The sequence below is a fragment of the Bacillus sp. UNC437CL72CviS29 genome (assembly GCF_000482345.1).
GTDB classification, from domain to species: Bacteria; Bacillota; Bacilli; order Bacillales; family Bacillaceae_G; genus Bacillus_A; species Bacillus_A arachidis.
Genome location: NZ_KI535303.1, coordinates 51,990 through 66,803 on the forward strand (window position 1 = coordinate 51,990; position 14,814 = coordinate 66,803).

Annotated in this window: 16 protein-coding genes; 3 read left to right on the forward strand and 13 right to left on the reverse strand. The window is 37.5% G+C overall.

The window, feature by feature from the left end:
- Positions 1-83: 83 nt before the first annotated feature.
- The 3 genes from M014_RS0121275 to M014_RS0121285 form a co-directional block, all read right to left on the reverse strand.
- The gene (locus M014_RS0121275) at positions 84-977 is read right to left on the reverse strand and encodes a cation diffusion facilitator family transporter (protein WP_026593483.1); all 894 of its coding nucleotides are present in this window, start codon (positions 975-977) and stop codon (positions 84-86) included.
- A gap of 208 nt (positions 978-1,185) precedes the next feature.
- Positions 1,186-3,450 carry a protein translocase subunit SecDF gene (gene secDF / locus M014_RS0121280; RefSeq protein WP_026593484.1) on the reverse strand — a complete coding sequence of 755 codons (2,265 nt, stop codon included), beginning with the start codon at positions 3,448-3,450 and terminating at the stop codon, positions 1,186-1,188.
- Between the two features lie 355 nt (positions 3,451-3,805).
- Positions 3,806-4,090 carry a post-transcriptional regulator gene (locus M014_RS0121285; RefSeq protein ID WP_026593485.1) on the reverse strand — a complete coding sequence of 95 codons (285 nt, stop codon included), beginning with the start codon at positions 4,088-4,090 and terminating at the stop codon, positions 3,806-3,808.
- Positions 4,091-4,308: 218 nt separating this feature from the next.
- Between M014_RS0121285 and spoVB the strand changes: the two genes are divergently transcribed.
- A complete protein-coding gene (gene spoVB / locus M014_RS0121290; protein WP_026593486.1) occupies positions 4,309-5,868 on the forward strand; it encodes a stage V sporulation protein B in 1,560 nt (519 codons plus the stop codon).
- A gap of 42 nt (positions 5,869-5,910) precedes the next feature.
- Here the strand turns inward: spoVB and M014_RS0121295 are convergent, their stop codons facing one another.
- Positions 5,911-6,567, reverse strand: coding sequence for a DUF421 domain-containing protein (locus tag M014_RS0121295; protein ID WP_026593487.1), 657 nt, complete (start codon positions 6,565-6,567; stop codon positions 5,911-5,913).
- 114 nt (positions 6,568-6,681) lie between these two features.
- Here M014_RS0121295 and M014_RS0121300 point away from each other — a divergent pair, with 114 nt between their 5' ends.
- The gene (locus M014_RS0121300; protein WP_026593488.1) at positions 6,682-7,065 is read left to right on the forward strand and encodes a TIGR04086 family membrane protein; all 384 of its coding nucleotides are present in this window, start codon (positions 6,682-6,684) and stop codon (positions 7,063-7,065) included.
- 32 nt (positions 7,066-7,097) lie between these two features.
- On the opposite strand, the gene yajC is transcribed toward M014_RS0121300, so the two are convergent.
- From yajC to ruvA, 6 genes are read right to left on the reverse strand one after another with little or no spacing between them, the layout of a single operon-like run.
- The gene (yajC, locus tag M014_RS0121305) at positions 7,098-7,358 is read right to left on the reverse strand and encodes a preprotein translocase subunit YajC (protein WP_026593489.1); all 261 of its coding nucleotides are present in this window, start codon (positions 7,356-7,358) and stop codon (positions 7,098-7,100) included.
- Positions 7,359-7,385: 27 nt separating this feature from the next.
- Positions 7,386-8,525: a tRNA guanosine(34) transglycosylase Tgt gene (gene tgt / locus M014_RS0121310; protein ID WP_000125372.1), complete on the reverse strand. Its 1,140-nt coding sequence runs from the start codon at positions 8,523-8,525 to the stop codon at positions 7,386-7,388.
- A gap of 14 nt (positions 8,526-8,539) precedes the next feature.
- Positions 8,540-9,592, reverse strand: coding sequence for a tRNA preQ1(34) S-adenosylmethionine ribosyltransferase-isomerase QueA (queA, locus tag M014_RS0121315; protein ID WP_026593490.1), 1,053 nt, complete (start codon positions 9,590-9,592; stop codon positions 8,540-8,542).
- A gap of 18 nt (positions 9,593-9,610) precedes the next feature.
- On the reverse strand, positions 9,611-9,811 hold the full coding sequence (locus M014_RS0121320; protein WP_026593491.1) for a DUF2905 domain-containing protein: 201 nt from the start codon (positions 9,809-9,811) through the stop codon (positions 9,611-9,613).
- Complete coding sequence (gene ruvB, locus M014_RS0121325; RefSeq protein ID WP_016116458.1) at positions 9,808-10,809, reverse strand: Holliday junction branch migration DNA helicase RuvB; 1,002 nt, start codon at positions 10,807-10,809, stop codon at positions 9,808-9,810. Before ruvB ends, M014_RS0121320 begins: the two co-directional genes overlap by 4 nt.
- A gap of 5 nt (positions 10,810-10,814) precedes the next feature.
- Positions 10,815-11,432 (reverse strand): Holliday junction DNA helicase RuvA, encoded by a 618-nt coding sequence (gene ruvA / locus M014_RS0121330; protein WP_026593492.1) that lies wholly within the window; start codon positions 11,430-11,432, stop codon positions 10,815-10,817.
- Positions 11,433-11,621: 189 nt separating this feature from the next.
- Here ruvA and M014_RS0121335 point away from each other — a divergent pair, with 189 nt between their 5' ends.
- Positions 11,622-12,566 (forward strand): iron-hydroxamate ABC transporter substrate-binding protein, encoded by a 945-nt coding sequence (locus tag M014_RS0121335; protein ID WP_026593493.1) that lies wholly within the window; start codon positions 11,622-11,624, stop codon positions 12,564-12,566.
- A 13-nt stretch (positions 12,567-12,579) separates the two neighbouring features.
- On the opposite strand, the gene M014_RS0121340 is transcribed toward M014_RS0121335, so the two are convergent.
- From M014_RS0121340 to M014_RS30265, 3 genes are all read right to left on the reverse strand, one after another.
- Positions 12,580-13,110 carry a BofC C-terminal domain-containing protein gene (locus M014_RS0121340; protein ID WP_026593494.1) on the reverse strand — a complete coding sequence of 177 codons (531 nt, stop codon included), beginning with the start codon at positions 13,108-13,110 and terminating at the stop codon, positions 12,580-12,582.
- Between the two features lie 322 nt (positions 13,111-13,432).
- Positions 13,433-14,113 carry a YhcN/YlaJ family sporulation lipoprotein gene (locus M014_RS0121345; protein ID WP_026593495.1) on the reverse strand — a complete coding sequence of 227 codons (681 nt, stop codon included), beginning with the start codon at positions 14,111-14,113 and terminating at the stop codon, positions 13,433-13,435.
- Positions 14,114-14,255: 142 nt separating this feature from the next.
- A partial coding sequence (locus M014_RS30265; RefSeq protein ID WP_231503990.1) for a spore coat protein occupies positions 14,256-14,814 on the reverse strand: 559 nt, incomplete at its 5' end.

The following is a 14,814-nucleotide window of genomic DNA, read 5'->3' on the forward strand; positions in this document are numbered from 1 at the left end:
AGGGGTGACAATATCACGCAAACTACGATTGAATATCTCTATAATCAAATAAATATCTACTTCCTTATGGAAGCAAAATAAATTTAATCCGGTGAATACGGATTTATATGTACAAAAACATTTTGTACATTATCTTGTTTCATTAATACCTCTTTTACATGTTTTCCGATGCGATGTCCCTCTTCCACTGTGATATATGGATCTACAGACACTTTAATATCCACAATCACATAATGACCGTGCTCTCTTGCGTATAACGAACCAATTTTTTTAACACCTTCTACTTGAAGAACTGACTCCCTTAGTGGAATAACATCTTCTTCATGAAGAACATGATCTAACGTTGTATGGATTGCATCTTTGCCAATATCCCAGGCCATCTTCACAACAAGAAGTGAAACAAATAATCCTGCAACAGGATCGGCGTAAACGAGCCAATCTAAACCTAATTTATTTCCGATAATCGCTGCACCAATCCCGATTAAGGCTGCAATTGAAGAAAATACATCTGAACGGTGCTCATATGCATTTGCGATAATTGCATCACTGTTTACCCGTTTCCCTAATCGATACTTATACCGAAACATCCCTTCTTTCACCACAATGGAAAGAATAACCGCAAAAATCGTAATTCCTTTTGGCGGTTCAAGTTCTTGTGTAAAAGCCTTTATAGAAGAAACGGCAATTTCGATTCCGACAATAAATAATAAAACTGCAACAATGATAGCTGAAATCGATTCCGCTTTTCCGTGGCCATAAGGATGATCTTCATCAGGCGGTTGTTTGGCTGCACGCAAGCCGAAAAATACAGCTAACGAACCAACTACATCCGATGCTGAATGAACCGCATCCGCTAAAAGTGCCTTACTGTTCCCAATATATCCGATTACTGCTTTAACAATCGCTAATACAATATTACCAACGATTCCAACAATGGCACCAAACTCCGCCTGTTTAAAACGTTCATCTTTTTCCATAATCGAAATCCTTTCTTTTCTCAAAATACCTTTTTATTGTAACAAAAAATAATAGCAGAGATATCACTTCCTTCCAATTTCTCCACGATCGACTCTGCTACCCTTTAGCAAAAAACGCTAAGGAAGTGTCACTTTATTGTATCCGCAAACGAAAAAGAGATGCCCCCAAAGTGAAGAGGCATCGTCTTTTCTATGTTGATTTTAGTTTTTACACTTGTGGTTCAGATACTCCTGTTTCTACTTTCTTCTTACCTTTACCCTTTTTTAATCGGCGATTTTCAAGCATTAGCCAAATTTGCGAAGCAACAAAGATAGAAGAATACGTACCTACAACTAGTCCAATCATTAATGCAAGTGAGAAGTTTCGCAGTGATTCACTACCGAAAATAAGCAATGCAATAACTGGGAACAACACTGTTAGAACTGTATTAATAGAACGACCAATTGTTTGACGAATACTGGAGTTCACAATTTCTTCTAAGTCTTTTCTATCACGAATTCGTTTTTTCTGTTTATATAGCTCACGGTTTCTATCAAATGTAACAATCGAGTCATTGATTGAATAACCAATGATTGTTAATACCGCTGCGATAAACGTTAAATCTACTTCCAATTGTAAGATACTGAACATCACAATCATAACAAACGCATCATGCAACAATGCGATTACCGCAGATAATGCGTATGTGAAGCGGAAACGAATACTCACGTATAAGATGATAACCGCCGAAGCAATCATAACTGCGATAAATGCATTTCGTGCAATCTCTTTCCCGATTGTTGGAGAAACTGTACTTACATTTGGTTCTGTACCGTATTTATCGTGGAAGAATGTTTTTGCCTTTGCAATTTCATCTTTCGATAAAACACCAATTGTACGAACAGCAAATCCTTTATTGTCATCCCCTGTTGGTACAATGTCCTCTTTTTTCACATCAATTTTTAACTCATGTAAATCTTTTTGAACTTGATCTACACTAATCGCTTGTTTTGACTGCAAGTCCATACGTGTACCACTCGCAAAGTCAATTCCAAGATTCATTTTGAAAATTGGTAGTATAATTGCACCTGCAATAACAACTACAATTGAGAACAAGAAGAATTTATGACCGATATTTACAAAGTTAATACGATCAAATCTCGTTGGTGCATGTTCTACTCCTTTTGACAATGGAATAATTTCTTTCTGTTTCACACCAAAATAAGATATTTTCTTATCGAAATAACGGCTTTTCACCAATAATCCTAGTAGGAAACGAGTACCGAATACGTTCGTAATGAAACCAACTAAAATACTCACAATTAAACTTGTCGCAAATCCTTTTACAGAACTATTACCGTAAACGAATAATACACCAGCTGCTGCAATTGTCGTAACGTTGGCATCTAAAATTGTCGCTAACGAACGATGGTTACCAGCACGATATGCTGACATCATCGATTTACCAATTCGCAATTCTTCCTTCAGTCGCTCATACGTAATAATATTCGCGTCAACCGCTATACCAACCCCGAGCACTAGCGCCGCTATACCTGGCAGAGTCAGGACTGCATGCATCCAGTTAAAGACAAGCAATGTAATGAAAATATATAATCCTAACATAATGACCGCTACTAAACCTGGTAAACGGTAGAAAACAAGCATGAACAAGAAAATAATAGCAATCCCGATCACACTAGCGAAAATCGTTTGCTGTAATGCTTGCTCACCAAATTTTGCTCCGACAGATGTTGAATACATTTCTTTTAGATCAACAGGAAGTGCACCCGCATTTAATAAATCTGAAAGCTGTTTTGCACTTTCAACCGTAAAGTTTCCACCTACGATAGAAACTTCAGCTTGATTAAACACTTGGCTTACTGTTGCTGCTGATAAATATTTCGGATTTGGTTTTGCTGCTTCTGCTTTATAAGAATCTTTACCTTCTTCAAAATCAAGCCAAATCACCATTAAGTTCGTTGGCGGTGGCATTTTTGATATTTTTTCAGTTACTTCGCGGAATTTATCAGCACTCTTCAATGTAAGCCCAACACTTGGCCGGCCTTGTTCATCAAATGTTTGCTTCGCTCCCCCGCCTTTTAAATCCGTTCCGTCCATGAGAAGGTTGTCATTCACATCACGGAATGTTAATTTCGCTTGCGTAGATAAAATTTCACGTGCTTTCTGCTGATCTTGTACGCCAGCAAGCTGTACACGAATTCGATCTTCCCCTTCAATTTGAATGTTTGGTTCACTTACACCAAGAACATTCACACGATTCTCAAGAGCACCTACTGTACTTACAAGTGCGTCTCGATCAATTTTATCACCCTTTTTCGCTGGCTTTACTTCGTATAAAATTTCAAAACCACCACGAAGGTCCAGTCCAAGACTAATTCCTTTTGTTATGTTTTTTCCCGTCGCACCAATAATTCCACCGATTAATAAAACGATGAGAAAAAAGGCGACGATTCTCGTACTGCGCTTTGCCATATGTACCTTCTTTCTGCTACTAAACCCATAAATAAATCATATCATTCATTTACGCTAGACAAATTCCTGTATTAATCATTTCTGTTTATCCACAGGCATTCCATTATGCTTATTCGTTTGTCTAGTTAGTAGGCTTCCTTTCTGTGAGTTTTTAACTTTTTACTAGTACGCTACTAGCCATATAGGGAAAACCCAAATTCTACGTCTTAGACGCTGGGCCGCAACCTATATCTGATACAAATTATTATAACTTCTGCTTCCTACCTCCTTTACTTAAAATCTCTGACATATACATTCCTCTTTATCAATACCTATCATTATACTGCAAAAGGAAGAACAAACCAATTACAGCCGGTTATTTATTTTCATATTCTTCAAATGACCAAAGTGGCGCTTGATACGCTTCTACCGTTAAATATGTCATATACTCATTTGCTGTTAATGTTAGCACATCATTCACAAGTTCATACAATCTAACTTCACTATCTAGCTTTTTCCACTTTTTACTTTTTAAACATTTCCAAATATCCTCAGTCGTCACCCTGTCATAGCCAATCATTTGAAATTCTTCTAATTTGCTTTCTAAAACGACTTGCAACTGTCCGCGGTAAGCTTCTACCAAATCTTCCTTTTCAATCATACTATCACATCTCCTTTTTAGTTCAGCACGAAAAGTCGTTTTTCATCCCGCTCTAATGGACAGCAATAACTGCCTTTAAGAGTTTCATCGCCCTGCTCTTTCCCATAAAAGTTTTACTCCATAAGCGATTCCTCTTAAATGCTTGTCATTCTTGTCTCACACGTGCATATAAATTATTGTAAATCATTCCATTGATTTTGAGAAGGTAGGAGAAAACCATGACGAGACAAAGCTTTTTACGAGGTGCATTTATTTTAATGCTAGCTGGTTTTATTACAAAAATTCTCGGGTTCATAAACCGAATTGTAATGGCACGTATTTTAGGAGAAGAAGGCGTCGGTCTTTATATGATGGCTGTCCCCACTTTTATTTTAGCAATTACATTAACACAAATCGGACTTCCTGTTGCTATTGCAAAATTCGTTGCAGAGGCGGAAGCAGTAAACGATAAACAAAAAGTAAAGAATATATTAACAGTATCTTTAGCCGTTACATCCGTTATTAGTATTATCTTAACAATCGCAATCATGCTTCTAACTCCTATTTTAGCTGAAACTTTATTAACGGATAAAAGAACCTACTATCCGCTGATGGCCATTTTACCTGTCGTTCCTGTCATTGCAGTTTCATCTGTTTTGCGCGGTTATTTCCAAGGAAAACAAAATATGAAACCTAGTGCATATGCACAAGTGTTAGAACAAGTAGTCCGGATTACTATTATCGCCGTATGTATTCGATTGTTTTTACCTTATGGTGTTGAATACGCTGCGGCAGGCGCAATGTTATCAGCTGTTCTTGGTGAGGTAGCCTCTTTATTATTTTTACTCACTTTATTCCAGCGTGAAAAGCACCTTTCAATACGTTCTGGTTTTGTTAGTACAGTCAAGCAAAGTAAAAATACATTTCATTCGCTTATGGAAATTGCACTTCCAACTACAGGGAGTCGCTTAATTGGATCGGTCTCTTATTTTTTCGAACCAATTGTCGTTATGCAAAGCCTAGCCATTGCTGGTGTAGCAGCTTCAGTCGCCACGCAGCAATACGGTATATTAAATGGCTATGCGTTTCCACTTTTATCACTGCCTGCTTTTATTACATACGCTCTTTCTACGGCACTCGTACCCTCTATTAGTGAAGCAATGGCAAAAAAACAATATCGATTAGTAGAACATCGTCTGCAACAGGCACTTCGTATTTCTCTCATTACAGGAGGCTGGTCAGTCGTTATTCTTTATGTATTTGCTTCACCTGTTTTAACTCTCATGTACGGTTCAGATAGTGCAACTGCATTCATTCAATTACTTGCGCCTTGTTTTTTATTTCACTACTTTCAAAGTCCCCTTACATCTGTTTTACAAGCTTTAAATTTAGCACGTGCCGCGATGATGAATACATTTATTGGAGCTATTGTAAAGTTACTCGTTATTTTCTTACTCGCTTCACGTCCTGAATTTCAAATGATGGGGGTAGCACTTGCGATTGCTGCTAACATTGTGACCGTGACATTCCTTCACTACGCAACAGTCCTGAAAAAAATCACCTTCACTATTTACATAAAGGATTATATATATGGAGGCATCACGATAATCATTGCAGGAGCTTTTGGATTCTATCTTCATAAATATATTATTTTTTCACATTCACTTGCTATACAAACATTATGGGAGATTACGTTAACCACTATACTTTATACACTGTTTCTTCTCATTTTCAAACTCATTCGTAAACATGAGCTACAGCGTCTTCCATTACTCCGAAAACTATTATTTTTGAAATAACCATGCAGATTAAAAGCTTGCCATTTTAAAACGGCAAGCTTCTTATTTATCTTTTAAATCCACAAAAAATTCCCCATTTTGAAAGCTACAATACGAAATTCCTGTTATATCTTTGTATCCTATCTTTTTTAATTTCCCCACAAGCCACCCTTCTGACTGTTCAATCATATGCAAATGTGATTGTTGTATCTCCCCATCAATAATCAGTGGAAATGAAAAAATAGGTGTATCATTCTTATTATTTTTACTCTTTTGTTTATGAAATACAGATAATTTCCCTGAAGCTTCCAAAATAGCATATTCGACGTCACGAATATCACCAATACCTTCTTCTCTTAATTGCATTAATAAATCATCTATATTATAACGTTGCTTTCTCATTTGTTTTTCATCAATTTTACCTCTCCGAACAATAATAGCTGGTTCGCCATCTATTAAATGACGGATCTTTCCACTTTTCAGAGAAGCGTACGCTAACACCATTTGAATAATCACAATTACTACCATAGGAATAATTTGATCCCATACAGGACGATCAACATCTATAATTCCTAATACAGCAAGTTCACCTAACATAATGAAAACAACCAAATCCAAAATACTCAGTTCACCAATTTCACGTTTTCCCATAACACGAAAAATAAGTACCATAACGAAATACAATAGAACTGTTCGAAAAGCAATTCCCCATAGCTCCATCTTTAATCCCCTTTCTGTACTTTTCTTCTATGACGTAGTTTAACCAGCAAAAAAGAAACTAGTCTAACTTATCTAAAATGGAAATATGCTTGTATTAAAAGGGGGGAATGCATAATGGATGGAACGAAAAAATTATCTATAGCAATTGGCTTTGGTATTATCACTTTATTACTACTCGCCTCTATTACAAGTATGGTGATTGCTCTTTTATTAAAATTCACAAATATCAATGAAGGTACATTAGCTATAGCCCTTTTCATACTCGCTCTTCTTTCTATGCTTATATCCGGATTTATCGCTGGAAAAAAAGCGCAAGGAAAAGGCTGGTTCGTCGGATTCACAACCGGACTTACCTTTACGATTCTTGTTTTTCTTGTTAACTACTTAGGTTTTTCTCACGCTTTATCCAATTCACAACTTCTCTATCAACTTGGACTAATGGGGGCAAGTACACTTGGGGGCATATTTGGCGTTAACATGACGAAACGTACCAATTAAAAAAAGCCCTGCAAATGCAGGGCTTCTACTTGTTAATTTTTCACAACTTCACGAATTGCATTGCGATCAAATGTTAAATGTGAACCACCAGATTTAACAACAATCTTAGTGTCATCTACTGACTCAATTGTACCATGTAAGCCACCGATTGTTACGATAGCATCACCTTTTCTCAATTCACTTTGCATTTGAGCTACTGCCTTTTGACGCTTTTGTTGCGGGCGAATTAATAAGAAATAGAAAATCGCAAACATCGCAACGATCATGATAATATTCATCATACCTGGATTCATTTTTTGTTCCTCCTTTAATTATATGTATTAGAAGTTTTTAGCATTCGGTTTATTAAAGCCATACTGTTCAAAGAACTCTTCACGGAAATCACCAAGACGATCTTCACGAATGGCTTGTCTCACCTGCTCCATTAAGTTTAACAGAAAATGAAGATTGTGATAAGACGTTAAACGAATTCCGAAAGTTTCATCACATTTCATTAAGTGACGAATGTACGCACGAGAGTAGTTTTTACACGTGTAACAATCACAATTTGGATCAAGTGGACCGAAGTCTCTTGCAAACTTCGCGTTTTTCACAACGAGACGCCCCTCACTTGTCATACATGTACCATTTCGAGCAATACGAGTTGGAAGTACACAGTCAAACATGTCGATACCACGGATTGCACCATCAATTAATGAGTCAGGAGAACCTACTCCCATTAAATAACGTGGTTTATTGTCTGGTAGAAGCGGTGTTGTAAATTCAAGAACACGATTCATAATATCTTTTGGTTCTCCAACTGATAACCCACCTACTGCATACCCTGGGAAATCCATTGAAACAAGATCTTTCGCGCTCTGGCGACGAAGTTCTTCAAACTCTCCGCCCTGTACAATCCCAAATAAACCTTGATCTTGTGGACGCTCATGAGCTTTTAAACAGCGCTCCGCCCAGCGGCTTGTACGCTCTACAGACTTTTTCATATATTCAAACGTAGCAGGGAACGGCGGGCACTCATCAAATGCCATCATAATATCTGAACCTAATGCATTTTGAATTTCCATCGCTTTTTCTGGTGATAAGAATAATTTGTCTCCATTTAAGTGATTACGGAAGTGAACGCCCTCTTCTTCAATACGACGGAAGTCACTTAAACTAAACACTTGGAAACCACCAGAATCTGTTAAGATGGCACGATCCCAGTTCATAAATTTATGTAATCCGCCTGCCTCACGAACAATTTCGTGACCTGGACGAAGCCATAAATGATACGTATTACTTAAAATAATACCAGAATCCATCGCCTTTAACTCTTCTGGTGACATTGTTTTTACTGTCGCAAGTGTACCAACTGGCATAAATGTTGGTGTATCAAATGAGCCATGCGGTGTATGAACGCGGCCTAAACGCGCACCCGTTTGTTTACATGTTTTAATAAATTCATAACGAATTGCTGTCATAGATTTACTCCTTTTTATTTATCTTTCACTTTAGCATGAGATGCAACGAACATCGCATCACCAAAGCTAAAGAAACGGTATTTTTCTTTTACTGCTTCATTATAAGCATGAAGTACATCTTCTCTATTTGCAAATGCACTCACAAGCATAATTAATGTTGACTTCGGCAAATGGAAGTTTGTAATTAAACCATCAATTGCTTTAAATTCATATCCTGGATACATAAAAATATCCGTCCATCCAGATGCTGCACAAAGCTTACCATCATGATCTGTAGCAATTGTTTCTAGCGTACGTGTTGACGTTGTACCAACAGTAATAATACGACCGCCACTCTCCTTCACACGGTTTAACAAATCTGCCGTTTCTTCTGACATATGGTAATACTCCGCATGCATATGGTGTTCTTCAATTGTATCGGCTGAAACTGGTCTAAATGTACCAAGACCAACATGAAGCGTAATAAATGCTAAATGAACACCTTTTTGCTTTAATTTCTCTAATAACTCTTCTGTAAAATGAAGTCCAGCTGTCGGCGCTGCTGCAGAACCAATTTCCTTCGCATATACCGTTTGATAACGGTCACGATCTTCTAGTGTTTCTTTAATATATGGAGGAAGCGGCATTTCTCCAAGTTCATCCAAAATTTCATAAAAGATACCGTCATACGAAAACTCTAGCTGACGGCCACCTTGATCAGCTGTTCCTGTGCAAGTTGCTTTTAACTTTCCTTCACCAAAAGAAATGACAGTTCCTTCTTTTACACGTTTAGCTGGCTTTACAAGTGTTTCCCATTTATCTCCATCTTCTTGTTTTAAAAGGAGCACTTCAATATGTGCACCTGTATCTTCTTTCACACCATGCAAACGAGCAGGCATAACTTTCGTTTCATTTAATACTAAACAATCGCCCTCATGTAAATAAGAAAGAATGTCCGTAAAATGCTTATGCTCGATATCACCGGTTTCACGGTCTAACACCATTAATCTTGATGTTTCACGGTCTTCAAGAGGCGTTTGTGCAATAAGTTCTTCCGGTAAATGAAAATCAAACAGATTAATATCCATAACTATATCCACCTATTTCTATTTAAATCGATTTATTATATACATAATAAAAGATAATACAATACTTAACACAATACATGTAATGATCGGAAAATAAAAGGTAACGTTTCCTTTTTTCACAAAAATATCGCCTGGAAGCCTTCCGATAAACTTCCAAGCTACTCCCACGACAATGAGAAGAATACCAGCTGTAATAAGCAGCTTTGGCATATCCGTCATACTCCAGGCATCTCCATTCCGAAATGTTCATACGCAAGTGGCGTTACAATTCGTCCTCTTGGCGTTCGTTGTAAAAAACCAATTTGCAGTAAATATGGTTCATACACATCTTCAATCGTCGTAGACTCTTCCCCAATTGTCGCTGAGACCGTTTCTAATCCAACTGGACCACCGCGGAATTTTTCAATAATGCCAAGCAGTAGCTTATGATCGATATGATCAAGCCCTAATTTATCGACTTGTAAGAGCTCTAATGCCATTTGGGTAATTTCCATCGCAATTGTTCCGTCACTTCGAACCTGCGCGAAGTCACGTACACGTCTTAGTAAACGGTTTGCAATACGTGGTGTACCACGTGCACGCCTTGCGATCTCTAAAGCAGCTAATGAATCGATTTCAACTTCAAACACCTCTGCTGTGCGCTCTACAATCGCTGACAATTGATCTACTGTATAATACTCTAATCGTGATAACACACCAAAACGGTCACGAAGCGGCGCTGATAACGCACCAGCCCGCGTGGTTGCACCAACTAGCGTAAACGGAGGTAAATCAAGGCGTACAGATCGTGCGCTCGGACCTTTACCGATGACAATATCAAGACAGAAATCTTCCATTGCTGGATATAATACCTCTTCAATTGACCTATGCAAACGATGAATTTCATCAATAAATAATACATCGCCAGGTTGAAGCGCCGTGAGCACTGCCGCTAAATCTCCCGGACGCTCAATTGCTGGACCTGATGTTGTTCGAATATTAACACCCATTTCATTAGCGATAATATTTGCAAGCGTCGTTTTACCAAGTCCTGGCGGTCCGTATAGTAATACGTGATCTAACGTTTCCTCACGCATTTTCGCCGCCTCAATAAACACTTCTAAATTATGCTTTGCCTTATCTTGGCCAATATACTGACGGAGCGTCTGTGGCCGTAACGAATATTCTAAATCCGCATCTTCATATGCCGATTCTCCTGAGAGGAGACGTTCGTCCATTCTACTCACCTCTTACCATTTAGTAAAAGACTAAGTGCCTTTTTAATATATTGATCCGTAGTAAGCGATTCTTTTAATAACTCTGGCACAACGCGATTCACTTCTCGTTCTGCATAACCAAGTGCACGCAGTGCTTCCAGCGCTTCATCTAGCTCAGCGGATGATCCGTTCTTCTCATCGAAACGTTCTACATCTGAGAATAGATCAACAAATGCATCTGGTACAACATCTGCTAATTTTCCTTTTAAGTCTAAAATCATTTGACGAGCCGTTTTCTTTCCAACTCCCGGGAATTTCACTAAGAATTTTTCATCCTCATGTTCAATTGCTTGCACAACCTGCCCCGTTTGACCCGAAGCTAAAATGGCAAGCGCACCTTTTGGTCCGATTCCTGATACACCTAAAAGTTTTGTAAATAATAAACGCTCTTCACGTGTCTTAAATCCATAAAGCGCCATTATATCTTCTCTCACATAATGATATGTATATACACGAATTTCTTGCTTACTTCTTTGGAATACATACGGATTTGGCGTAAAAATTTGATAGCCAATTCCATTATGATCAAGAACGACATATTCTGGCCCTACATATTCCACATAGCCTGTAACATATTCAAACAAAATACGATCTCTCCCTCTTAAATCATGTATTCCATTTTAACATATTTAACGATAGAAAAGCGAGACTACCCCAACAAATGTTCTATATTTAAATTTTCTACTTTTCATATTGACAGAAAGACATACAGCAAATTACTATTACATAGTCGATAATGATTATCAATATTAATTAAAGGGGTTATATGCAAGATGAAACGCAATTTATCTATTCTACTTACTCTTATTCTTGTGGTTTTTACCATCGTTGGTTGCTCTTCTAACAAAGATGAATCACAGGCAAAAGAACAACCGGAAACAAAAATTGTAAAACATGCAAAAGGAGAAGTTAAAATTCCAACAAATCCAAAAAGAATTGTTGACTTATCTGGATCTTCTGAAGAACTATTACTTCTTGGTCATAAACCTGTTGGTACTGCCAACACGTATAAAGATAAAATCCAAGATCATTTGCAAGAAAAGCTAAAAGGTGTAAAAGCAGTAGGTTGGTACTGGGCACCTAAAGTCGATTTAGAAGCAGTTACTGCCTTAAAGCCAGACTTAATTATTTTAAATAACCGTCAATTGAAAATTTATGACCAATTAACAAAAGTTGCACCAACAGTTGTTCTAGAGACAAACTTAGAAAATTGGCGTGGTAAATTTAAAGAAGTAAGCAAGCTATTTGACGAAGAGAAAAAAGCAGACAAATGGATTGCAGATTACGATAAAAAAGCTGATTCCTTATCAAAAAAGATTAAAGAGAAGACAAAAGATGAAAACTTTATGTTTCTTGCTGTAACACCGCAAAACTTCCGTGTATATGGCAGCTTCGGGTACGGGGACATTCTCTTTAATGACTTAAAACTTCCTGCCACGAAAGGTACAGATTTAAAACAAACGATGGCACAAGTATCATTAGAAGGTCTTGTTGCATTCCAGCCTGATCAAATGTTTGTTGTAAACTTTGGTGACGAAGCAGATAAAGTATATGCAGACTACAAAAACAGCGCTGTTTGGAAAGATAACAAAGCTGTAAAAAATAATCACATTTATGAAGTAAGCAATGAAGTCTTTAACACAAAATCATTCAATCCAATCGGAAAAGATATGCTAATTGATGAAATTGCAAAACAAGTTTTAGATAAAAACAAATAAGAAAAACAGCAGTTCATCCCGAGCTGCTGTTTTTCTTATTTTGCACTGCATACTGCTTCATTTTCTCGATCGTCTTCACAAAACGCTCTTTCGACTTAATACGAATACCACGTTTCAACTCTGCTCGATCATAACTTTCTAGCTTTTTCATATCAATTTGAAAAAATGAATGAATCGCATTATCATTTTTGGGCACACCATTAAAAATTTGCAGTATCCCTTCGTTGGAAACACCAAAATACCCACTCGTTTTCAGTAGTGGTGAAATATCATCTACCTTTTTTTGCAATACAATTTGTGTATCATCACGATCGACAAGTTGCCATTCTTTGTACTGCTGCAGAAATTGTTCTAAGTTCGCTACTTTTTCAGTAAAGATTTCCTCACTTACTTCTCCATCTAAATACATTCGCTCTAATAAAACCGTAACTTGAGGTTCTTTTTGCGTAATCTCTAATGCAGGAGACGCAGCAATCACACTTGATTCATGATATAAACAAAGCATAGCAATTATGACCTGAATTATAACCATCATGAATTTCATTTCCGCTCACCTCTTCTAGAAAAATAAAACTTCTATTTGTAGTTTTTCCGAAAATAGAAGTTTTATCCATAATAACAGTGGCGGTTATTTTTCATGAAAATAAAAAATGCAGGTAAGGCGTAATTCCTACCCGTATGAGTCATTTACTTTTATATAATAAGAAAGACGCCTGCACATAGCAGGCGTCTTGATGCGTTTACGGCGAGAGACCAGGCGGCCACATCCGCGTGTTTAGCACTTAAGCATATCTCTCGTCTTACGTAAATTAGCTCATCGCTTTGCTAATATAACATTAATATACCAGGAAAGCAAGCTTTTTTTGTTATCGTACTGTACCAGTTAGATCAGCACGAACATCTCGGAACAAGTCTGTTATATCACGATTTAAATCATTTGTTACTGTTCCATTGCGCAGACGTGTACTCACTGTATCGACACGATCAAACATGTCATTTTTAACAGTTACATACACATTACGATTTTTCACTTCATCGGCAACAGCTTGACGAATTTCATTTGCCATTGCTGTTTCGTTTGTTACTGCGTTACGTGGTTTTACCGCAATTACTACATCATTTCCTCGTACAACAGTAGAAACTCGATCTACATTATTCATACCCTTAACACGATTTGTAATTTTTTCTGCTGTCTTACCATCGTTGTTCACGTATGAATTGTTCATTGTAATGTTACGCGTTGGATAAGGATTTGCAATTTGACCATGGTAATTTACATCACGGTAATAGTTATATCCAACGTCATTGCGACGATCATTTACATTATCTGTAACTCTATTCCCATTTTTATATGTTACATAATCTGTATAGCGGTCAGTACGCGTTACATTATCTCTATATGGTTGTGTATCATAATAGGATGTACGCTCATAATTGTAGTTCGCATTACGTCCATCCATTGCACTTTTATTCTTAGGTGTACCACATGCAGCTAATGCACTGGTAACTAACAAAGAAGCAGCAATAATTTTAATCTTTTTACTCAATATAAAAACCCCCCTTGTTAGGCCTGAACTTCTCTCTCGAAAAGCTCCTTTTTATAGTGAGTAATAAAGGAGGGTTTTACACTTGTTAATATTTCACTAGGAATTTTCTAACACTACCTTTTCATCGTTAGCACAGCTCCTTCTATTCCCCTTCTTCTATAAGCGGTTCTCCAAAAATCTCTGGCGGATCTTGTTGATAATTCATCACACCTGGTTGCGGTGCATATGCAGTTTGAGCTGTTGGATAATATGGAGAATTCGGCACACCTGGCTGTGGACTGTATAGATTTCTTTCTCCACCACATCCACAATCTTCTTCTGCCGGCATCATTTGTGGATTGCTATTATCTATTGGTGGTTGATATGGCATTGAAGTATGTTGCATTGGCATTTGGTGCGGCATGATTGGCATACCTTGTGTATATGGCATTTGATAATACGGATACTGTTGTGGCATCATTTGCGGTTGATATGGCATCGGCATTTGTGGTGGCATCATTTGCATTGGCATTTGTGGTGGCATCATTTGCGGTTGATATGGCATTGGCATTTGCGGTGGTTGATTATTTTCCATTATTGGCATTGGGTGCGGCATTTGATTATTTTCCATCATCGGCATTATATTCGGCATTGGGTTGTTTTCCATCATTGGCATTATATTCGGCGTTGGGTTGTTTTCCATCATTGGCATTATATTCGGC